The organism is Collinsella aerofaciens (assembly GCF_039758815.1).
Lineage (GTDB): Bacteria > Actinomycetota > Coriobacteriia > Coriobacteriales > Coriobacteriaceae > Collinsella > Collinsella aerofaciens_BP.
In genome coordinates this window covers 18,514-38,691 of sequence record NZ_JBDMSK010000011.1, presented here as the reverse complement: position 1 = coordinate 38,691, position 20,178 = coordinate 18,514, and the positions used below count along the sequence as shown (strand labels likewise).

General features: G+C 57.7%; 21 protein-coding genes and 1 tRNA gene. 15 read left to right on the top strand and 7 right to left on the bottom strand.

What is annotated here, in order from left to right:
* Window positions 1-92: 92 nt before the first annotated feature.
* On the top strand, window positions 93-1,187 hold the full coding sequence (locus tag ABHT90_RS06360; RefSeq protein WP_346981975.1) for a hypothetical protein: 1,095 nt from the start codon (window positions 93-95) through the stop codon (window positions 1,185-1,187).
* 111 nt (window positions 1,188-1,298) lie between these two features.
* On the opposite strand, the gene ABHT90_RS06355 is transcribed toward ABHT90_RS06360, so the two are convergent.
* Both ABHT90_RS06355 and ABHT90_RS06350 read right to left on the bottom strand, forming a co-directional pair.
* Window positions 1,299-1,535 carry a helix-turn-helix domain-containing protein gene (locus tag ABHT90_RS06355; protein ID WP_195246903.1) on the bottom strand — a complete coding sequence of 79 codons (237 nt, stop codon included), beginning with the start codon at window positions 1,533-1,535 and terminating at the stop codon, window positions 1,299-1,301.
* 9 nt (window positions 1,536-1,544) lie between these two features.
* The gene (locus ABHT90_RS06350; protein WP_346981974.1) at window positions 1,545-2,183 is read right to left on the bottom strand and encodes a hypothetical protein; all 639 of its coding nucleotides are present in this window, start codon (window positions 2,181-2,183) and stop codon (window positions 1,545-1,547) included.
* A gap of 701 nt (window positions 2,184-2,884) precedes the next feature.
* Here ABHT90_RS06350 and ABHT90_RS06345 point away from each other — a divergent pair.
* The 8 genes from ABHT90_RS06345 (at window position 2,885) to nagA (ending at window position 9,576) form a co-directional block, all read left to right on the top strand.
* The gene (locus tag ABHT90_RS06345) at window positions 2,885-3,328 is read left to right on the top strand and encodes a PTS sugar transporter subunit IIA domain-containing protein (RefSeq protein WP_117564748.1); all 444 of its coding nucleotides are present in this window, start codon (window positions 2,885-2,887) and stop codon (window positions 3,326-3,328) included.
* Window positions 3,328-3,609, top strand: a complete 282-nt coding sequence (gene yajC, locus ABHT90_RS06340) for a preprotein translocase subunit YajC (protein WP_271747009.1) — start codon at window positions 3,328-3,330, stop codon at window positions 3,607-3,609. The genes ABHT90_RS06345 and yajC overlap by 1 nt, the downstream gene beginning before the upstream one ends.
* A 36-nt stretch (window positions 3,610-3,645) precedes the next feature.
* Window positions 3,646-4,128, top strand: coding sequence for a PTS N-acetylgalactosamine transporter subunit IIB (agaV, locus tag ABHT90_RS06335; RefSeq protein WP_117640370.1), 483 nt, complete (start codon window positions 3,646-3,648; stop codon window positions 4,126-4,128).
* A 90-nt stretch (window positions 4,129-4,218) separates the two neighbouring features.
* The gene (locus ABHT90_RS06330; RefSeq protein ID WP_035137676.1) at window positions 4,219-5,019 is read left to right on the top strand and encodes a PTS mannose/fructose/sorbose/N-acetylgalactosamine transporter subunit IIC; all 801 of its coding nucleotides are present in this window, start codon (window positions 4,219-4,221) and stop codon (window positions 5,017-5,019) included.
* Window positions 5,009-6,091, top strand: a complete 1,083-nt coding sequence (locus tag ABHT90_RS06325) for a PTS system mannose/fructose/sorbose family transporter subunit IID (RefSeq protein WP_022094609.1) — start codon at window positions 5,009-5,011, stop codon at window positions 6,089-6,091. Before ABHT90_RS06330 ends, ABHT90_RS06325 begins: the two co-directional genes overlap by 11 nt.
* Before the next feature lie 185 nt (window positions 6,092-6,276).
* Window positions 6,277-7,008 (top strand): GntR family transcriptional regulator, encoded by a 732-nt coding sequence (locus tag ABHT90_RS06320; RefSeq protein WP_117806791.1) that lies wholly within the window; start codon window positions 6,277-6,279, stop codon window positions 7,006-7,008.
* Window positions 7,009-7,122: 114 nt separating this feature from the next.
* Window positions 7,123-8,289, top strand: a complete 1,167-nt coding sequence (locus tag ABHT90_RS06315; protein WP_346981973.1) for an AgaS family sugar isomerase — start codon at window positions 7,123-7,125, stop codon at window positions 8,287-8,289.
* A gap of 117 nt (window positions 8,290-8,406) precedes the next feature.
* On the top strand, window positions 8,407-9,576 hold the full coding sequence (gene nagA, locus ABHT90_RS06310) for an N-acetylglucosamine-6-phosphate deacetylase (RefSeq protein WP_022094606.1): 1,170 nt from the start codon (window positions 8,407-8,409) through the stop codon (window positions 9,574-9,576).
* A gap of 75 nt (window positions 9,577-9,651) precedes the next feature.
* Here nagA and ABHT90_RS06305 read toward each other — a convergent pair whose 3' ends face one another.
* A complete protein-coding gene (locus ABHT90_RS06305) occupies window positions 9,652-10,236 on the bottom strand; it encodes a flavodoxin domain-containing protein (RefSeq protein WP_346981972.1) in 585 nt (194 codons plus the stop codon).
* 156 nt (window positions 10,237-10,392) lie between these two features.
* Here ABHT90_RS06305 and ABHT90_RS06300 point away from each other — a divergent pair, with 156 nt between their 5' ends.
* From ABHT90_RS06300 to ABHT90_RS06285, 4 genes are read left to right on the top strand one after another with little or no spacing between them, the layout of a single operon-like run.
* Window positions 10,393-11,274 (top strand): aldose 1-epimerase family protein, encoded by an 882-nt coding sequence (locus ABHT90_RS06300; RefSeq protein WP_346981971.1) that lies wholly within the window; start codon window positions 10,393-10,395, stop codon window positions 11,272-11,274.
* Between the two features lie 59 nt (window positions 11,275-11,333).
* Window positions 11,334-12,269: a hexose kinase gene (locus tag ABHT90_RS06295; protein ID WP_346981970.1), complete on the top strand. Its 936-nt coding sequence runs from the start codon at window positions 11,334-11,336 to the stop codon at window positions 12,267-12,269.
* Window positions 12,270-12,315: 46 nt separating this feature from the next.
* Entirely contained in the window at window positions 12,316-12,441 is a 126-nt protein-coding gene (locus ABHT90_RS06290) for a hypothetical protein (protein ID WP_346981969.1), read from the top strand.
* Between the two features lie 32 nt (window positions 12,442-12,473).
* Window positions 12,474-12,947 carry a NanQ anomerase/TabA/YiaL family protein gene (locus ABHT90_RS06285; protein ID WP_346981968.1) on the top strand — a complete coding sequence of 158 codons (474 nt, stop codon included), beginning with the start codon at window positions 12,474-12,476 and terminating at the stop codon, window positions 12,945-12,947.
* 210 nt (window positions 12,948-13,157) lie between these two features.
* Here the strand turns inward: ABHT90_RS06285 and ABHT90_RS06280 are convergent.
* A tRNA-Thr gene (locus ABHT90_RS06280) sits at window positions 13,158-13,233 on the bottom strand.
* Window positions 13,234-13,390: 157 nt separating this feature from the next.
* Here ABHT90_RS06280 and ABHT90_RS06275 point away from each other — a divergent pair.
* Window positions 13,391-13,873: a PTS sugar transporter subunit IIB gene (locus ABHT90_RS06275; protein ID WP_346981967.1), complete on the top strand. Its 483-nt coding sequence runs from the start codon at window positions 13,391-13,393 to the stop codon at window positions 13,871-13,873.
* Between the two features lie 326 nt (window positions 13,874-14,199).
* Here the strand turns inward: ABHT90_RS06275 and ABHT90_RS06270 are convergent, their stop codons facing one another.
* Complete coding sequence (locus ABHT90_RS06270) at window positions 14,200-15,252, bottom strand: aldose epimerase family protein (RefSeq protein WP_346981966.1); 1,053 nt, start codon at window positions 15,250-15,252, stop codon at window positions 14,200-14,202.
* 205 nt (window positions 15,253-15,457) lie between these two features.
* On the opposite strand from ABHT90_RS06270, the gene ABHT90_RS06265 reads away from it, so the two are divergent.
* Window positions 15,458-16,222 (top strand): DeoR/GlpR family DNA-binding transcription regulator, encoded by a 765-nt coding sequence (locus ABHT90_RS06265; protein ID WP_346981965.1) that lies wholly within the window; start codon window positions 15,458-15,460, stop codon window positions 16,220-16,222.
* Window positions 16,223-16,796: 574 nt separating this feature from the next.
* Here ABHT90_RS06265 and lacG read toward each other — a convergent pair.
* Together lacG and ABHT90_RS06255 are read right to left on the bottom strand one after the other, a co-directional pair.
* A complete protein-coding gene (gene lacG, locus ABHT90_RS06260) occupies window positions 16,797-18,218 on the bottom strand; it encodes a 6-phospho-beta-galactosidase (RefSeq protein ID WP_346981964.1) in 1,422 nt (473 codons plus the stop codon).
* A 76-nt stretch (window positions 18,219-18,294) separates the two neighbouring features.
* Window positions 18,295-20,073: a PTS lactose transporter subunit IIBC gene (locus tag ABHT90_RS06255; protein WP_346981963.1), complete on the bottom strand. Its 1,779-nt coding sequence runs from the start codon at window positions 20,071-20,073 to the stop codon at window positions 18,295-18,297.
* Window positions 20,074-20,178: the final 105 nt, after the last annotated feature.

Sequence of the window (20,178 nt, the reverse complement as noted above, 5' to 3'; positions counted from 1 at the left end):
AGTGTTTGCGTATAACCTAAGAATCAATACGCCCGGCGCTCCGTCGGGCGTATTCTATTGGGGACTATGTTTCCTAACAAGGAGTAACTGATATGGGTCTGATTCAAAAGAAGGACGAGAAGGACGAGATCGACGGCATCCAGATCATCGAGCGCGGCGAAGGTCCCGACGGTGACGAGGAAGAGAAGATCGACTTGGTCGCCGGTACGTCTGCCGAGCACATTGCCGCCGGTACGACGGCCGAGGAGGAAGACGCCCGTCTGGAGGCTCAGATCGCCGCGGACGCCGCCGACGAGAACCTGATGCCCGAGGCACAGGACGAGGACGACGATATCCTGGGTTCCGACGAGGACGACCACGCATCCAAGCACAAGAAGACGATGATCGCCGCCTTTGTGGTTGCCGTCGTGATTGCTGCCGTGGTCGGCTTCTTTATCGGCAACGGTGGCTTTGGCGGCAAGGGCATTGGCTCGTCGACCCTGACCGAGGACCAGCTCGACTCGACCGTGGCAAGCTATAGCTACAACGGCAAGAAGAGCGACATCACCGCGCGCGAGGCCATCGAGAGCCAGTACAGCCTCGATACCGTCAAGGATAGCGATGGCAACTACACTGCCCCTTCCGCCGATGTCATCCTTTCCTACGTGCGTAACAAAATCCTGCTCGACGCCGCCGAGGACGAGGGCATTACCGTCTCTTCCAAGGAGATGAAGAAGTACGCCGAGGATTCCATCGGCACTTCGGACTACGACACCATGGCCACGCAGTATGGCGTGTCCAAGGACCAGGCCAAGCAGATTGTCCGCCAGTCCGCGACGCTGCAGAAGCTCTATAAGAAGAAGGTGGGCGACAGCTCCGCAAGCATGCCGACCGCTCCGACCGAGCCTTCTGACGGCAACGAGGATACCGCGAGCAAGGATTACGCCGACTACATCATCAACCTTGCCGGCGACGAGTGGGATAGCGAAAAGGGCACCTGGAAGGACGCCGATAGCACCTACGCTAAGGCCTTCGCCGACGATGCCTTTACGGCCGATAGCGCTACCTATAAGCAGGCCATGACCGCCTATTACACCGCCTACCAGCAGTATTCCTCGCAGGCTTCGAGCGCTAGCTCCAAGTGGACCGAGTATGCTAACGGCCTCTACGCCAAGGCCAACATCAGCATCTACGGCCTGTTTGCGTAAAGATTGCCTGAGCCTTCGAGTACGAAGCCGATATATCTGATTGAGCCCGCTAGAACGGATCGTTCTGGCGGGCTTTTTGCGTTGTGGGTACCGGCGGCAAGGCGCTTGATATTACTCTTTAAGCCCAAAGAGGCTATCGGCTTCATCGTCAGGTATATATTCCAGTACATCGCCCGGCTGGCAGTCGAGTGCTCGGCATATCGCGTCTAGAGTTGAAAAACGTATGGCAGAAACCTTACCCGTCTTAATGCGTGACATATTGACCTGGGAGATGCCCACACGTTCCGCAAGCTCTTTAGATGAGATCTTGCGTTCGGCAAGCATGCGGTCGAGCCGCAGAATAATCATGGATTCCCCCTAGAGCAACTCGTCATCTTGTTTTTGCAGGATACACCCGTACTGGAAGACGCTGGCAATCAGGCTAATAATCAGGCCTGCAAAGACCATAGAGAGGTCGAGGTGCTGGCCGCCAAGCGCATCCGTAAAGTTGCCGCCAAATCCTGAGAGTATCAGCCCCGTGACTATGGCACAAAGAAGCTTCACAGCAACGCCGCCAATAAGGAACAAATGTCCTATTTGACGTAGTATGCGGATGCATTCGAGGTCAAAGGGCCTGCCCGCCTTTTCAATGGCGGAGAAAAACCTGTATGCGCTTAGCACGATGGCAAACGCAAGGCATGTCATCATGGCGCTCCCTATGGCAGTATGACCGTCGTGCGCGACAAGCATAAGAGGGGTGTGTTCATCGGCGCCGACGAGAGCGAGAATTGGCCCTTCGCCAGCCTCAAGCTCTACGGATTGGAGACAGAACCCTTGGGAGAGGCTAGGCAATATGAGTAGATCGTAGATTGCAATGACTGCGAGGAGTCCCAGAGCGAGCGCCACGGCGGTGCAGATTGTGGCCCATTTGCAGTAGCGAGTGAGCTTCCTCAGATTGGCTATTGCCTGTTCACGGTCGATGGCTTCATTCGATTTGGATGCGTTCCAGCGGATCATAGCTCCTCCAACCAATGTCTTGGATGATACTAAATTTTATAACATACTTAACGATAAACGATAAACAATTACAGATTAGAGTAAGTAATGTTTATAAGACGAATAGCGAGAGCTTATGGCACATTCAGGGAGTGGGAGTTTGGCGCGCGGGGGATGGACGAGTATTGAAATATCCTGCAACCGCGCAAGTGCTTCATCGGGTCTCCCCAATTCATCTAGAAAAACGGCTGCAAACGACTGCAAATAACCGGTGAACGGTCAAAAACTACCGTTCACCGATAATTTTTAAACTGGTTCTAACTGGTATTAAGTCAAAAAGACCAATTCACAAATCTTCACAATGACCTGCATTTTTTCTACACGCCATTTTTAGCCACCCTGCGTTGTTTAGACACAGAAAAGGTTCCGATCTTTCGCTAAGTCATTTCGAAACGGTTTCAAAACCGCAGGTAGAAGTGTTAACGAGCGGTAAACGGTCGATTTATCGCCGTGAGCGGTGCAAAAACGTTTTACTGTATGAATCAACGAAAGCAACCTCTTCTGTGGTGATATAGTGACAACAACACGTCACATGGTTACTACCAGTTGAGAGACCACTGGTCTTCAAAGAACGCTTTCCAAGAAGCTTTAAGGGCGTCTGCCCGCTGGCTTCCGAAAACTATCGGACTCAGATTGTACACACCTTCGGAAGGGAAATTTGAATGGTTGGCTTTATTCTTACCGGTCATGGACAGTTCGCACCCGGCCTTGCAAGCGCTATCGCTATGGTCGCTGGTGACCAGCCCGCTTTTACCGTCGTTCCTTTCGAGGGCGACCAGGCTGCTTCCTACGGTGAGGATCTCCGCGCCGCTATTACCGCCATGCGCGAGGAGTGCGACGGCGTGCTCGTCTTTACCGATCTGCTTGGTGGTACCCCGTTCAACCAGGCAATGATGATTGCCCAGGATGTCGACAACGTCGAGATTCTGACTGGAACTAACCTTCCCATGGTTATTGAGCTTCTGTTCCTCCGCGGCAACGCCACGCTCGCCGAGCTTGGCGAGCAGGCCGTGACCGTTGGCCAGACGGGCATCACCGCTCAGACGGTCGCCTCCGTGGCTGGTGCCGAGGAAGAGGATATCTTCGGCGACGAGGACGGCATCTAATGGCCGATTTCGGAGCTAGCGTCCTGAGCTCCTCGGTCGCTCTTTTAGGTCTTCTTGCCATCATGGGTGTGATTTACACCATTTGGTCTCAGATCAACATGAAGAAGAAGCAGAAGTACTTCAAAGAGCTGCACACCGAGCTCAAGCCGGGTCAGGAGGTCCTTTTCGCCGGCGGTATCTACGGAACCGTCAAGGGCATCGAAGGCGATAAGGTCCAAATCAAAGTCCGATCCGGTGCCGTCGTAGATGTTTCGCGTTACGCGATTCAGGAGATCAAGTAACTGTCGTCAGCAATCAACGAAAGGAAGCTGATCAACATGGCAGAACCCAACATTCTTCTTACCCGCATCGATAACCGACTGGTTCATGGTCAGGTTGCCACCCAGTGGAACTCCACCCTGGGCTCCAACCTCATCCTCGTCGCCAACGACGACGTGTCGACCAACACCATGCGCCAGAACCTCATGAAGATGGCCGCTCCCACCGGCGTCGCTACGCGTTTCTTCTCCCTGCAGAAGACCATCGACGTCATCGGCAAGGCGAGCCCGCGCCAGAAGATCTTCATCGTGGCCGAAACACCGGAAGACGTGCTTACGCTCGTCAAGGGCGGTGTGCCTATAAAGAAGGTAAACATCGGCAACATGCACATGTCGGAAGGAAAGCGCCAAGTCGCCACCTCCGTCGCAGTTAACGACGAGGATGTCGCTGCGTTTAAAGAGCTGCAGGAATTGGGGGTGGAGTTGGAGATCAGGCGCGTTCCGAGCACGCCTGTTGAGGACACGAGCAAGCTCTTCTCGTAATCCTCGTGATCCACGTTGTCAGGAGTGAAACCCTGACATTCTGTACGTGATATCCAAAGTGCGTACATACATTTTGAAAGGAGGAGCAAGATGGAATACACGATCTTCCAGGTCGCTCTGGTCTTCATCGTCACGTTCGTCGCGGCAATCGACCAGTTTAACTTCCTCGAGTCTCTCTATCAGCCCATCGTCACCGGCGCCGTCATCGGTCTTATCCTTGGCGACCTCAACACCGGTCTTCTCGTGGGTGGTACTTATCAGCTCATGACGATCGGCAACATGCCGATCGGAGGTGCTCAGCCGCCTAACGCCGTTATCGGCGGCATCATGGCAGCCATTCTCGCTATCGCTACGGGCCTCGAGCCCAACGCGGCAGTCGGCCTTGCCATTCCGTTCGCTCTGCTTGGTCAGCTCGGCGTTACCCTGGTCTTCACGCTTATGTCGCCGCTCATGTCCTCCGCGGACAACATGGCTCACAACGCTGACACCAAGGGTATCGAGCGTCTGAACTACTTCGCCATGGCTCTGCTCGGCCTGATCTTCGCTGTCGTCGTCACCCTGTTCTTCATCGCTGGCGCTACCATCGGTCAGACCATCGCTTCCGCCATCCCGACCTGGCTGCAGACCGGTCTCTCCGCTGCAGGCGGCATGATGCGCTTCGTCGGCTTCGCCGTCCTGCTCAAGGTTATGATGAACCGCGATATGTGGGGCTTCTTCCTCATGGGCTTTGGCCTCGCGCTCATCACCGTTGCCAACGATTCTCTGGCAACCCCTGCCCTGCTCATCCTCGCTCTCATCGGCTTCGGCATCGCTTTCTGGGACTTCCAGCAGCAGACCGAGCTGAAGGGTGCAGCTGTTTCTGACGGAGGTGACTTCGAAGATGGCATCTAATGAGTATGTGATCCCGGAGCACTACGAGGATCTCACTCCTGCTCCGCAGCTCGACCAGAAGACCCTCAACAAGATGGCTTGGCGCTCCTGCTTCCTGCAGGCCTCGTTCAACTACGAGCGTATGCAGGCTGCTGGCTGGCTCTACTCCATCATCCCCGGTCTGGAGAAGATCCACACCAACAAGAACGACCTCGCGGCTTCCATGAGCCACAACCTGGAGTTCTTCAACACCCACCCGTTCCTCGTCACCTTTGTTATGGGTATCGTGCTTTCGCTCGAGCAGAACAAGGTTGACATCCCCACGATCCGCGCCGTCCGCGTTGCCGCAATGGGCCCGCTCGGTGGTATCGGTGACGCTCTGTTCTGGCTGACGCTCGTGCCTATCACGGCCGGCATCACCTCCAACATGGCCATCAACGGCAACGCCGCTGCACCGATCATCTTCCTGGTGATCTTCAACGTCGTCCAGTTCGCTCTGCGCTTCTGGCTCATGAACTGGTCCTACAAGCTTGGCACCAGCGCTATTGACGCTCTGACTGCCAACATGCAGGCCTTCACGCGTGCCGCTTCCATCATGGGCGTCTTCGTCGTCGGTTGCCTGGTCGTCACCATGGGTGGCACCCAGATCAACCTCCAGATCCCCAACGGCACCACCCGTGGCCTCTCCGCTACTACCGTGATCGTCTCCGAGAAGGAGGCCGAGAACTTCACCGGTATGGAGGGCATCGATACCGAGACCGCTGAGGCCGGCACCATCGCCATGACCGATGAGGACGGCAACGCCCTCACCGCTTCCGATGCCGACGGCAACGCTGTCGAGTGCGGCGTCACCGATCTGGGCAACGGCATGGAGTCCGTTACCTACGGCACCGTCACCGAGGATCCGGTCAACTTCTCCGTTGCCGACACCCTCAACACCATCGTCCCGAAGCTCGTCCCGCTTATGCTTACGCTGCTGCTTTACTACATGTTCGCTAAGCACAGCTGGACCCCGACCAAGGGCATTCTCCTGCTCTTTGTCCTTGGCATCCTGGGCGCTGGCCCGCTTGGTCTCTGGCCGAGCATCTGGTAAGGCTCTAGCTTGAGGGGTGTGTCCCTACGCGGCTCACACCCCGACCCCTGAAGCCATGTGTATGTTAAAAGCCGCGTGCTCGAAAGAGCGCGCGGCTTTTGTTTTCTTGATGATTCGGGTGTTGCGGACTGATAATGCTTAACACCCTAGGTAGTTAGCCGAATTCGAGCAAAAGGGAGGATAGGATGGCGATCGGAGCGCGTAAGCAACCGCTGTACGATCAGCTGGTCGATATTCTGACCGAAAAGATTGACCATGAATATCGCGCCGGTGACATGATTCCTTCCGAGCGCGAACTTTCGGAGCGCTATGGTCTCTCGCGCACTACGGTACGCCTGGCTCTGCAGGAACTGGAGCGTTTAGGACTGGTGGTTCGGCAGCACGGTCGCGGTACCTTTGTGACCGACCGTTCGGCAAAGGCAACCAATCTTATGCAGTCCTACAGCTTTACTGAGCAGATGCGCGCGATGGGTCGCGACCCCGAGACCACGATTCTCGAGTTTTGCGAGATGGAGGCCGATAAGAATCTGGCCGAGCATATGGGATTGCGTATCGGTGATCGCATTTTTAAGCTTAAGCGCCTTCGTTCTGCCGACAACATGCCCATGATGGTCGAACGCAGCTATCTACCGGTTCGTCAATTTCTGTCCCTAAAGCGACCGCTGCTGGAGCGTAAGCCGCTTTACGATGTGATTGAGCAGGACTTTCAGCAAAAGATTCGCGTGGCCGAAGAGGAGTTCTATGCGAGCATAGCCCGTCCCACCGATGCCCACCTTTTGGGAATTGTCGAGGGCTCGCCTGTGCTCGATTTGGTCAGGACTACGTATAACGAGTCAAACGAGGTAGTGGAGTACACACTCTCGGTTGCTCGTGCCGATCAGTTTAAATACAAGGTTTACCACCAGCGCAGTAACTAGTGCTCGCATCGTTTCCATATGGTGATTCTTTGCATTTAACTGGTTACTACCAGATAACCAACCGAAGTGTATAATTGCACGTCAGAGGATTACTTCTAGAGAGAGGTATTAGAAATGTTCGAGAAGAGTGTCGAGGAGCTCACCGAGCTCGGCGCCCAGATCACCACGGCCGAGATTGCTCAGCAGCCCGAGCTTTGGCGTGATACGCTCAACATCTATCGCGAGAACAAGGAGGCCATCGAGGCCTTCCTGGCCGAGGCTCGCGCTATGGGCGAGGGTCGTCTGTCCGTTGTCTTCACCGGTGCCGGTACGTCCGACTACGTTGGCGATACCTGCGCCCCGTACCTGCGTCACGCTGGCAACACTGATCTCTACGACTTTAAGCCCATCGCCACGACCGACATCGTGAGCGCCCCGCGCGACTTCCTGCGCGCCGAGGATCCCACGCTCGTGGTTTCCTTTGCCCGCTCTGGCAACAGCCCCGAGAGCCTTGCCGCCGTTGCCGTTGCCAAGGAGCTCGTCCACAACGTCAAGTTCCTCAACATCACCTGCGCTCCCGAGGGCAAGCTCGCCGTCGAGTCCGCCGATGATCCCAATGCGCTGACGCTGCTCATCCCGCGCGCCAACGACAAGGGCTTCGCCATGACCGGTTCCTACACCTGCATGACCCTGCTCTCCACCCTTATTTTCGACACTGCCTCTGACGAGCAGAAGGCCGAGTGGGTCGAGACCATCGCCAAGATGGGCGAGGAGGTCATCTCCCGTGAGCCCGAGATCGCCGATTACCTGGCTGGCGATTTCAACCGCGTGACCTACTTGGGTTCTGGCTCCTTCGGTGGCCTTGCTCAGGAGAGCCAGCTCAAGATCCTCGAGCTCGCTCACGGTCTGGTCGCTACTTCCTACGACACCTCCATGGGCTATCGTCACGGACCTAAGTCCTTCGTCGACGATAAGACGCTCGTCTTCGTGTTCGTCAACAACGACGCCTACACCCGTCAGTACGACATCGACATCCTCAACGAGATCGGTGGCGACGAGATCGCTCAGCACACCATCGCCGTTCAACAGGAAGGTGCCACCGTCTATGAGGGTGAGTCCTTCACCTTTAAGGGCTACGAGGCACTTCCCGAGGGTTACCTTGCTCTGCCGTTCGTGATGTTTGCCCAGGCTATCAGCCTGCTCAACTCCGTCCGCGTGGGCAACACGCCCGATACGCCGAGCCCCACCGGCACGGTCAACCGCGTGGTTAAGGGCGTGACGATTCACCCCTTCACCGCTTAATCGCGTCCCCCTGTAAGGGCGCCCGTCCGCTCATAACGGCGGGCGGGCGCTTTTTGTTTTACGTGAGCTGGGTATAAGCATCACTACAGTCAACTGCTTTAGAAGCAAGGAGTGCATATGAGCACGTACGCAATTAAGGCTGACAAGTTCTTCTTGCCGGCAGGCCCGCAACTGGGCGGCTATCTTATGGTCGAGGATGGCGTCTTTGGCGCCTGGCAGGCCGACGAGCCCTCTTGCGAGATTAAGGACTACACAGGATCGTGGATTGCGCCGGGTATGGTCGATACTCACATCCACGGCTTCTACAACCACTCAACTACCGATAACGATCCCGAGGGCATCGATATCAGCTCGACTGAGCTCGCCCGTCGCGGTACCACCAGCTGGCTGCCCACGACGTTCACCGATGGCGTCGAGCAGATCAAGGACGCCTGCGCCGCTATCGCTCAGGCGGACGAGGGCCGCGGCCCCGACTTCTGCGGTGCACGCATTCAGGGCATCTACCTGGAGGGCCCCTTCTTTACCATGAAGCATGTGGGCGCGCAGAACCCCGCTTATCTGATTGACCCCTCTGAGGAGGTCTTCGACCAGTGGCAGGAGGCTGCGGGTGGTCGCATCGTTAAGAGCGCCATGGCGGCCGAGCGCGACGGTGCCGCTGCTTATGCGGCTGCGCTGAACGCCAAGGGCGTGGTGACCAGCATCGGTCACTCCGACGCCACCTATGATGAGTGCATCGCCGCCATCAACGCCGGTGCCAGCTGCTTTACGCATACCTATAACGGCCAGCGCGGGCTGCATCACCGCGAGCCCGGTGTCGTGGGTGCTGCCATGTCCACGCCCGAGACCTACGCCGAGATCATCTGTGACGGCAAGCACGTAAACCCTGCCGCCATCAAGGCGCTGCTGCAGGCAAAGGGCTGGCAGCATACGGTGCTCATCACCGACTGCCTTGGCTGCGGCGGCATGCCCGAGGGCAGCTACACCAGTGGCGGCATGGACGTCATCATGAAGGACAACCTGTGCTGGCTCGCCGACGGCAAGAGCATTGCTGGCTCGGTGCTCACGCTTGCCCAGGGCGTCAAGAATATCGTCGACTGGGGCATCGCCAGCGCCGATATCGCCATTCGCATGGCAACCGAGGTGCCGGCACGCTCCGCGCACATCGAGGATAAGTGCGGCAGCATCATGCCGGGTCGCGACGCCGACTTTGTCGTGTTCGACCATGAGCTCACCCTCGTCGAGACGTATGTTGGCGGCCAGAGCGTCGGCAACGCCTTTACCGAGTAACGATAGAAAAAGACGGCGGGCCCGAATCTGCTCGGACCCGCCGTATGGGTTAAACGCTCAAAAGCACCTTCACAGTTACAGCTTGTTAGCGATCTTCTTTGCCGTGCGCTTGACGCCGGCCACCAAGCCTCCTGCAGGATGCTCCTTCTCGTATGCTAGGCGCTTTTCGCGCTTGGCGTACTCTTCGACGATGATGTCGCCATACTCGTCTTCGATCTTGTCGAAGAAGTCGACGGCGCCCTGAATTTCCTCAGCGGTCGGGTGTCCCTTTTGGACACCGCCGGCGAGCTTGAACGGTCCCCACGTATCAAAGCCGGGGCAGCCGTAGACACCCATAAAGATGGCCTGCCTCATGCGGCAGATGCCATCGATATCCTTGCCGTACCACTTGTTTTTGCCACCGTAGGTCATAAGGCCAAACACCTTGTCCTGCGGCTGCAGCACGTTAGTGAGCACGCGTGCCATGTCCTTGTCGATCTCGGAGTAATAGATGCCCGTGGCGACACCGATCAGATGGTATTCGTGCAGGTTGGGATATTCGTTTTTACCGAGTGACTTTACATCGAGGGTATCGATCTCGGGGTGCGCCTCGACGATGGCGTCCACGAGCTTTTTCGTATTGCCGTGATGGCGCGAGGCGTAGAGGATGATGGTTCGCATAAGAAGGCCTTTCAGCTGTAATTGCATCAATGTCTGTATGGTACCCCGTTGCATGGCTGGGATACCGGACGTATCGATGAACGTGCGGGTTTGTCCTTTGGTCAGGGCCGAGACGGGTTCTTGCGAGCAAAAAGCAGTTGTTCGAAAGGATGGGCAATGGAATACGCTCTCTCCAACGATTCGATTTCTATTAAGGTGTCCACGGCTGGCGGTTCGTTTACCTCGATTGAGGCCGACGGTCGCGAGTATTTGTGGCAGGGTGATCCCGCAGTGTGGTCCGGCCAGGCGCCGATCTGCTTCCCGATTTGCGGAGGCCTGCGCGATGGCAACGCCATGACGTTTGCCGGGCATCATGTAAAGCTCGCTCGCCACGGGTTTGCGCGCAAACAGGAGTGGAAGCTGCTGAGCCAAAGCGCAAACGAGCTGGCGATGTGCCTGGCATCCGAGGATAACGCTGCATTGCTGAGCGATTATCCGTATCCGTTTAAGCTCGTCGCTCGCTATACGCTCGAGGACGCTGCCGTGCGCGTTTCCTACGAGGTGACCAACGAGGGCACCGAGGACATGCCGTTCTTTATTGGCGGTCATCCCGGCTTTAGGTGCCCGCTCGACGAGGGCGAGGCCTATACGGACTACGAGTTGCGCTTTGAGAAAGAAGAGGCTGCGGAGCTTTGCACCGCCGTACCCTCGACCGGATTGATTGATGTAGCTAACCGCTCCAAGAACCCCATGGTGGGAAAGACGCTGCCCCTGTCGCATGAGCTCTTCGATTTTGCGGAGACCATCTTTGACGTGCTCGAGAGTCGTCAGGTCACGCTTTCCAAGAAGGGCGAGGACAAGGGCGTTCGCTTGAGCTTTGAGGGTTTCCCGTATCTCATTGTGTGGAGTAAGCCCGAGGGCGATTTTGTGGCAGTTGAACCCTGGCGCGGCCTTTCGACCTGCTCCGATGAGGACGACGTGCTTGAGCATAAGCGCGGCTGCCTTGTCGCCAAGCCCAAGGAGACCGTCGCTCGCTCGTTCACGATTGAAATTCTGTAATTCCGTTTTGTCGACTCGTATCGCGAGGCACAAGAAGCCTGCGAGATAAGGAGCTAAAAATGATCCTCACCGTTACGATGAACCCGTCTGTCGATACGCGCTATCAGCTCGATGAGCTCGTCATCGACGACGTCAACCGTGTGACGCCCGAAAAGACCGCCGGCGGCAAGGGCCTCAACGTGGCCCGTGTGCTGGGTCAGCTGGGCGACGACGTTGTGGCAACCGGTCTGCTCGGCGGCCACATGGGCGCCTACATGGCTGAGCTCATGGACGCCAACGGTATTAACAACGACTTTGTGCCCATCAAGGGCGAGACTCGCATTTGCCTCAACATCCTCCACGCCGGCAACCAGACCGAGCTGCTCGAGAGCGGCCCGACGATTGCCCCCGAGGAGCTCGATGCCTTTACCGCAAAGTTCGCCGAGCTTGCGAGCAAGGCCGACGTCGTCACCATCTCGGGTTCGTTGCCCCGCGGTGTCGAGGCAGACTACTATGCCAAGATCACGGGCATTGCCGAGAACGCCGGCGCCAAGGTGCTGCTCGATACCTCGGGTGCTTCGCTCGAGGCCGCCCTTAAGTCCGAAATTAAGCCCGAGCTGGTCAAGCCTAACCTGACCGAGATCAACGGCCTTTTGGGTACGAGCTTTACCACCGACGATGTGGACGAGCTCCGCGCTGCGCTCGCCTCTGATGCCCGCTTCTCCGATATCCCCTGGGTCGTCGTGTCCATGGGCGCTGCCGGCTCCGTTGGCTTCCACAATGGCTGTGCGTTCCGCGCAAAGACGCCCGATATCCCTGCCGTTAACGCCACGGGCTCTGGTGACTCCACTATCGCTGGCTTCGCGCATGCCATTGCTGCTGGCGCGGACGACGAGACGGTGCTGCGTACCGCCAACACCTGCGGCAAGCTCAATGCTATGGACCCCATGACTGGCCATTTGGTCATGGACCGTTGGGACGAGGTTTACAACGGTGTTGTCGTAACCGAGCTGTAAGAGTTTGGATTGCGCCTCGGTATTGCTTGTCCGCTTATTGGTCCGTGTGGACGACAAGTGCGGTAGCATTATGCCGGGGCGCGACGCCGACTTTGTCGTGTTCAATCCCGACCTTACCCTGGTCGAGACGTATGTGGGCGGCAACAGCGTCGGTAACGCGTTTACCGAGTAGCTGCCAAAGAAACGATCCGAGAGGGGATTTAGATGATTTACGGTGCACTGGGCGATATCGAGGAATACCGCGGCATGTCCAAGGGCCTCGACGTGCTGATCGATTGGCTCGAGGAGAACGACCCGGCGGAGCTCGAGGTCGGCAGCCATCCGATTCTGGGCGACAAGGTCTTTGCGAACGTCATGGCTCCCACGACGCGTCCCGAGGCCGACGCTCACTACGAGACGCATCAGCGCTATCACGACCTGCAGATCGACGTCGAGGGTCGCGAGGCCTTTAAGGTCGCCACGGGCAGCCTGACGCTGGTCCAGGAGTTTGACGAGAAGGACGACTACGATCTGGTCGATTCCGACGCCTCGATCGCCGGCGACCTTGCCGACGACAAGTTTGCCCTGTTCGTTGCAGGCGAGCCTCATATGCCCACGCTCGAGTTCCCGGGCGATGGCGCGCAGCCGGTCAAGAAGATCTGCTTTAAGCTGCTTGCCGACGCCTACTGGGAGGAGTAGCGCGCAGCTCGGCTGAGCCGTGTGTTGGCGTGATTCCCTTGAGGGGATCGCGCATGAGCCCCGCCAACCGTATTTTTCCTAGGGGAATCACGGTTAGCGGGGCTTTTGTATTTGAACAGGGGAGTTGCCGACGGCGTGGCGTTTGCATTGGCGATGCGCTCAGGAAAATCGGCAACAAAAAAGCCGCCCGAAGGCGGCTATCTTGTGCAATGGAGCCAGCGACCGGGCTCGAACCGGTGACCCCCGCTTTACGAGAGCGGTGCTCTACCAACTGAGCTACGCTGGCGGCTATGCGATGACGCAACTGAGGCGTCAACGGCTGTCTATGATACGGGACATCGTAAATCCGCGCAAGTGTTCTGGCGGCTTTTCTCACTTTAAATGCACTAATATTTGAGGCGTGATGTCTTGCTCTTACGGGTCTCAACCAGAATGGGGCTGCCATGGCTCAACCCAAGATCCTTCTCACGCGCATCGATGACCGGTTTATTTACGGGCAAGACGTTGAGCTGTGGAATGAGGCGATTGGTTCCAACCTCGTCCTGATCGTCAACGACGAGATTGCGGCGGATTCGCGCAAGTGGGCGCCCATGAGGGTGGCGGCGCCCGATGGCGTATGGACTCGGTTCTTCTCGGTCCAAAGGACGATTGGCATTATTCATACCGCGACTCCGCGCCAATGGATCCTCATCATGGTGGCGTCGCCCGCCGATGCGTTGGCGCTGGTTAAGGGTGGCGTGCCAATCACCAAGATCAGCATTGGCCATATGCAGGCAGGGGAGGGCAAGCGTTCCGCGACGCCCGCAGTCGCCATAGACGATGCGGACGTCGCCGCCCTCAAAGAGCTGCAAGAGCTCGGCATAGAGCTAGAAATCCGCTATCTCCCCAGTTCCGACCCCGACCCCATCGACAATCTGTTCAATTGATCCCTTGGGGACGGAGGAAAACGGATCATTTTGCCCCCGCAAGGGATGTGCGCGATGCCGCCTGTCAAAAACTATGCCCATTTACTACGTTTGAACGGCTATCGCCGAGCATGCCGAATTTGAGAAAAACAAAACCGCAGGTAAACGGCTCGCGTATTTCGTAAAAACCGGTGCATGGTTGAGTGTCCCTGGCTAAACGTAGTAAATGGGCATAGTTTTGATATGCCACTCATACAGTGACAGCGAAATTGAGCCCTAGGGATGAAAAAGCGCCCGTCGGCGGTGGTGCCGGCGGGCGCTGCTGTGCGATATGTTGCGTAGTGGACTTAGTGCCTCATGAAGTGATACTCGATCACATTGCTGTAGGGGTGACCCGGGCCGACGATGCCCTGAGGGAACAGCGTGTGGTGCGGAGCGTCGGGATACATCTCGGCCTCGAGGGCAAAGCCGGCGCCCCAGCCATAGTTGGCGTCGTCCTTGGCGTGCTCGTCACCCAGCCAGTTGCCGGTGTAGAGCTGTACGCCCGGGGCGGTGGTGTAGTAGTCCAGCTCGCGACCGGTCCACATCTCCTCGACGTGCAGGGCACGACGCAGGTTGAGGCCGTACTGGTAGCCACCGATGCACAGGCAGTGGTCGTAGCCACGGGCCTGCTTAATCTGCGGATCGTCAGCCTCCATACCGGGTGCGACGGGGCGCAGCTCGCGGAAGTCAAATGGCGTGCCCTCGACCGAAGCAATCTCGCCGATGGGGATGTTCTGCTCGTCGATGGGCAGGTAGTGGGCAGCGTTGGCAACAAAGAAGTGCTCGCAGTCCATGCCGGCGTTGTGGCCAGCAAGGTTAAAGTACGTGTGATTGGTCATGGACACGTAGGTGGCGCGGTCGCTCTCGCAGCTGTACTCGATGCGGAAGCGGCCCGTCGGCGTTACGGTAAACACTGCCGTAAACGTGCGGTTGCCCGGCAGGCCCAGCTCACCGTCCTCGAGCGAGGTGGTCATGCGCACGGCGTTGTGGACCTCGTCGAGCTCAGCGTTCCACACGCGCTTGTGCAGGCCATGCTCAAGGTCGCTGTGCAGGTTGTTGGCGCCCTCGTTGGCCGGCATGTGCCAGTCCGTGCCATCGATGGTAATCGTGGCGCCTGCAGTGCGGTTGGCCACGGGGCCGATGGTCGCGCCAAAGCAGGCGGGATTGTCAAAGTAATCCTCGAGCTTATCGAAGCCCAGTACCACATCGCGCACGTTGCCGGGGATGTCAGGCACGTCGATGCCCAGCACGGTGGCGCCGTAGTCCATAATGCGAACGCAGATCTCGGGCCCGTTGAGGGTGTAGCGATGAACGGGGGTACCGCACGGCGCGGTGCCGAAAAGCTCGGAAGTGATCATTTGGTTCCTAACATCGAGGTATTTCGGACAAACTGTAGCGCGAACAGGCGAGATTATCACTACACCCCACTAAAGCAGGGGGTATTTTTCTTAAAAAAAGTAATGGAGGTGAGGTTGAAGCGTTCATTTTTGGTTCGCGCGAATCTGATACAATTTGTTCGTTACTGTTTGAATTGATGTACGCGTGGAATGTCGAGGGCTCATCGTGATTAAGGCAGAGCGACAGGATAAGGTTCGTCAGCTGCTCGAGGAGCAGGGAACGGTCTCGGTCAAGGAGATCTCGGACGCGCTGGGCGTCTCGGACATGACGATCCGCCGCGACCTTGAGGAGCTCGCGAGCCTGGGCGAGATCGAGCGCGTGCACGGCGGTGCCCGTAGTGCGCAGGGTCGCCCCCATACGATGCTCCGCCACGAGTACTCGCACAACGAAAAGCGTTCCAAGCATGCCGAGGAAAAGCTGCAGATCGCGCGCCGTGCCGTGGAGCTCATCGAGGAAGGCTCGACTATCTTTTTGGGTACGGGCACCACGGTGGAACAGATGGCCTCGATGCTGCCGGTGTGCCGTCTGCGTATCGTGACCAATTCGCTTTCGGTCTTTAACCTGCTCGAGGCGCGCGAGGACTGCGACTTGTGCCTGGTGGGCGGCATGTACCGCCGTCGCACCGCTGCCTTTGTTGGCCCCACTGCCGAGGACACCCTGCGCGCACTGGGAATCGATGCGGCCTTTATCGGCGCGAACGGCATCCTGGATGGCGACGTGTCCACGTCCAACATGGACGAGGGCCGCATTCAGCAGCTTGCCTTTAGCAAGGCCGACTCGCGCTACCTCATCGCCGACTCCAGCAAGATCGGTAAGCGCGATTTCTACACCTTCTGCCGCCTGGACAGCCTGGACGCCGTAGTGTGCGAGCCGAACATCTCCGCCGAAGACCGCGCCGCCATCGAGGAGCACACGCAGGTCATCTGCTAGCTAACGCTGCAGACGATACTTCTGCCCCCTGCCGGCGCGGGGATTATCGCTTCAATATGACGTGCAGAATGACACATAAAAGTTAAAACGCCATTTTGCGCGTCATTTTACGTGTCAACGAGATGCGATTTGACACGCAAATAGGAATTCGTGGGCGCTCGGAAGATCGACGGAGTTCGTGAACCTGCAACTTGGTTGGGTAGCGTACGAAGTCCTCCAGCGGGACCGAATATGTTTTCGGTATCATATCGGTATCAAATGATACCGAAAGTATGTTCGTGATACTGAAAACTAGAAACCGTGCTTCATAACTGCTTGGAAAGTTCGGATTCGACTATCTTATTGTCTTGATCTGTAACAGGTAGACGGTCGAAAGTGGGCTACGTGTTACAGATTTAGATATTTCTGCTCGGGCGTTCTGTTTGTCTCGATTTGTAACAACTAGGGCCGAAATACTCGGCTAGATGTTACAGATCGAGACAAACGGCCTGTTCGGGCCGAGCCAAAACAAAAAGGCCGCATGCGAACCCGTGGAGGGATTCGTATGCGGCCGACAGGGGGTATGCGGCGGAAACTAGGCCATGAGCAGGCCGGTCTCCGCGACGTTCTTGTACCAGTACGCGCTTGCCTTGGGATAGCGCTTCTGGGTCTCAAAGTCGATGTAGAACAGGCCATAGCGCTTGTTATAGCCGTTGGTCCAGGAGAACTGGTCCTGCAGCGACCACACAAAGTAGCCGTCGACGTTCACGCCGCCGTCAATTGCCTTGAGGATCCACGCGAGATGCTGGCGCATATAGTCGATGCGAGGGGCGTCGTCGATAAAGCCGTCCTCGAAGTCGTCCTTATAGCCCATGCCGTTTTCGGTGATGTAAATCTTCTTGTAGTTGGGGTAATCGTTCTTAATGCGGAGCAGCAGATCGTACAGGCCCTCGGGATAGATAATCCAGTCCCAATCGGTGGTGGGTACGCCTTCGCGCACGCATGACTCACCAACGCCCTTGAGGAACCAGCGCGAGGAGCCCTTGTCGCCAGTGCCATTGTGGTTGATGTCATTTTCGCCCTCGGCGGCACGCAGGAACTGACACTTGTAGGTGTTGACGCCCAGGCAATCGTTGTAGGGGAGCGCGGCGGTCAGCGCGGCGATGTCCTCGTCGCGGACGTCGAGCTCGCCGCCGGCGATATGGGCCAGCTTGGTCGCAGCCTCCATGGTGTCGGCTGCATAGTGGCCGCTGAAGGTGGCGTCGAGTACCCAGCGGTTGTTGATGACGTCGGCCATGCGGGCGGCCTCGCAGTCGGCAGCACTGTTGGGATCGAGGGGATACTTGGGCTCCAGGTTCTGGACAATGCCGATCTCGCCCTCAAAGCCGCCCTCGTGGAAGGCGACTACGGCCTTGGCATGGGCCACCATCATGTTGTGCATAAGCTGGAAGGCCTTGTCCAGGCGATACTTCTCGCCGTGCGGCCAGTTGCCGACGATAAAGCTGCCCTCGGCGGTCGCGGGAATCTCGTTAAAGGTAAACCAGTGCTTGACCTCGGTGAACTCGGCAAAGCAGAACTTGGCGTACTCGACAAAGGCGTCGATCGTCGTGCGCGTCAGGAAGCCCTCGCCACCGTTCTGGTAGAAGGCCTCGGGCGTGTCAAAGTGATCGAGCGTGACATAGGGGATAACGCCGGCCTTGTTGCAGGTGGCAAAGAGCTCGTGATAGTAGGCAACACCCTCGGAGTTAACCTCGCCGGTGCCGTTGGGGAAGATACGGCTCCAAGCGATGGAGACACGGATGCCGTTGATGCCGAAGCGCTGGCACAGGTCGATATCGACCGGGTACTTGTTGTAGAAATCGCTTGCGGGGTCGGGGGAGAAGCGACCCTGAGCAGCCAGGAAATCGTCCCAGGGCACTTTGCCCTTGCCGTGCGTGCGGGTCTCGCCTTCAACCTGGTAAGCAGCGGTGGCGCCGCCAAACACAAAGCCGTCGGGGAACTGCATGGGGTTGGTCATGAGTCATCCTTTCTGTGGGATTCGAATAGGGAGAGGTGCCCGAACTGGGGATCCGGGCACCAACAGAGGGAGGTAACTAGTCGAGGTTCTCGCGGAGCCACTTGATGGCGCCGGCGGGGTCGCGGGTGAGGTCGATATATTCCTTACCGCGCGGAGCGAGCAGCTTAATGCCCAGGCGATCGGTGTCGGCCTTCATGTCGTTGTAGTAGCTACGAACCTGCGGGGCGAGCACGATGACGTCGTACTGATCCATGATGGCAGTGTGCTGGCCATAGGCGCCTGCGGAGGAAGCAATATTCTCTCCGGTCTGCGCGGCACCTTCCTTGATGGCGTTGGCAAGCATGGCAGAGGTGCCGGCGCCGGCGCACAGGACGAGGACCTTCAGGCCATCGACATCCTTCTTGGCGGATGCGTCGGCGGCGGGCTCGGGCTGATCGGCGACAGGCTTGCTGTCGGCGGCGGCAACGGTCGTCTCGACGGAAGCGGTGGCCTGCTCGACAGCGGGCGCAGAGGCGTTGGCGGCGATGGAAGCGGCACCATCGGACTCGAGACCCAGCTCGGCGGCGCGCTCGGCCTCCTGGTCGCAGAGCAGCTTATCGTACGCCTTCAAGAACGGCAGGTAGATGATGGCGTCCAGCAAGATAATGATCGCGACAAACACCAGAGCGATAAGCTGGAAGTTCGTGGTGATGAAAATGCCGATGGGGGCGGGGGTGGCCCAAGGCACCACGAAGGAGAAGCCGTTCATGCCCACGTTATCGATAAAGAACTTGGCAACACTTACGTTGACGCAGCCGGCGGCAACAAAGGGGACGAGCATGTAGGGGTTAAGGATCATCGGCGCGCCAAAGAGCAGCGGTTCGTTGACGGCGAAGGCAACAGGAACAATCGAGGCCTTACCGACGGCTTTGAGCTGCTTGGACTTCATAAAGAGAATCAGCAGAAGCGGCACGATGAACGTGGCGCCGGTGCCGCCGAACTCACCCACGAGCGACATGTTAAAGGTGAGGGAATGGGCGGGGTGACCACCGGCCAGCAGAACCTGCAGGTTCTCAGCCTGGTTGGCAAGACGGATGGGGTCGATGCCCGGCTGGACGATCGAGGGGCCGTGGACGCCGATGAACCAGAAGAACGCGGTGGCCGCCTGGATAAGGATAAGGCCAGGATAGGTTTCTGCAGCGGTAAAGAGCGGGGAGAGCAGTTTGATAAGCAGCTCGGAGAACGGAACGCCCATGAGGTTACGCACGACGACATCGATGATGCCGCAGATGATGACGGCGCCGCCAAAGGGGATAATGTCGCGGAAGTTCTGAGCGATGGCGCCCGGGACCTCCTTGGGCAGCTTAATGGTCAGATCGCGCGAGACACAGAACTTATAGACCCAAACGGTAATGAACGCGGCGATATAGGCCGAGAACAGACCGCGCGTGCCCATGCTGGTGCAATCGAAGACCGAAAGTTCGGAGCCGTTGAACTTGGTGGTGAACTGCGTAACAGCGAGCAAAAGCATGCTGCACTGGGCGGCCACCATGGTGGAACCGTCGTTGAGCACTTTGCCGGCGGGCATACGACGGTTCATGGATGCCGTGAAGTTCTTGGCAGTGGTGCCGGCAACCATGATGCCCATGACGCCCATGGTGAAGTTGTAGAGCTTGTTGCACCAGTCGATGAGCGGCTGGGGAAGCGTGACGCCAACGACGCCGGGGAGCGTGGCGATGAGCAGGAAGATCGAAGAGGTGAGGACAATGGGCATGCACCCAAGGAATCCGTCCTTGATGGCCTGGAGATAGATGTTCCTCGAGATCTTCTCAAAGAACGGTTGATGCTTTTCGAGCATCTTTACGATGGCGTCCATAGAGCTCCTTTGCTACTTGATGCGCGATGCATGTGGATGGAACTGGTCGTCGATGGATGGTCAGGACTGCCCGGAAACCTTCCTGCGTAAGGAAGGCGTTACGAA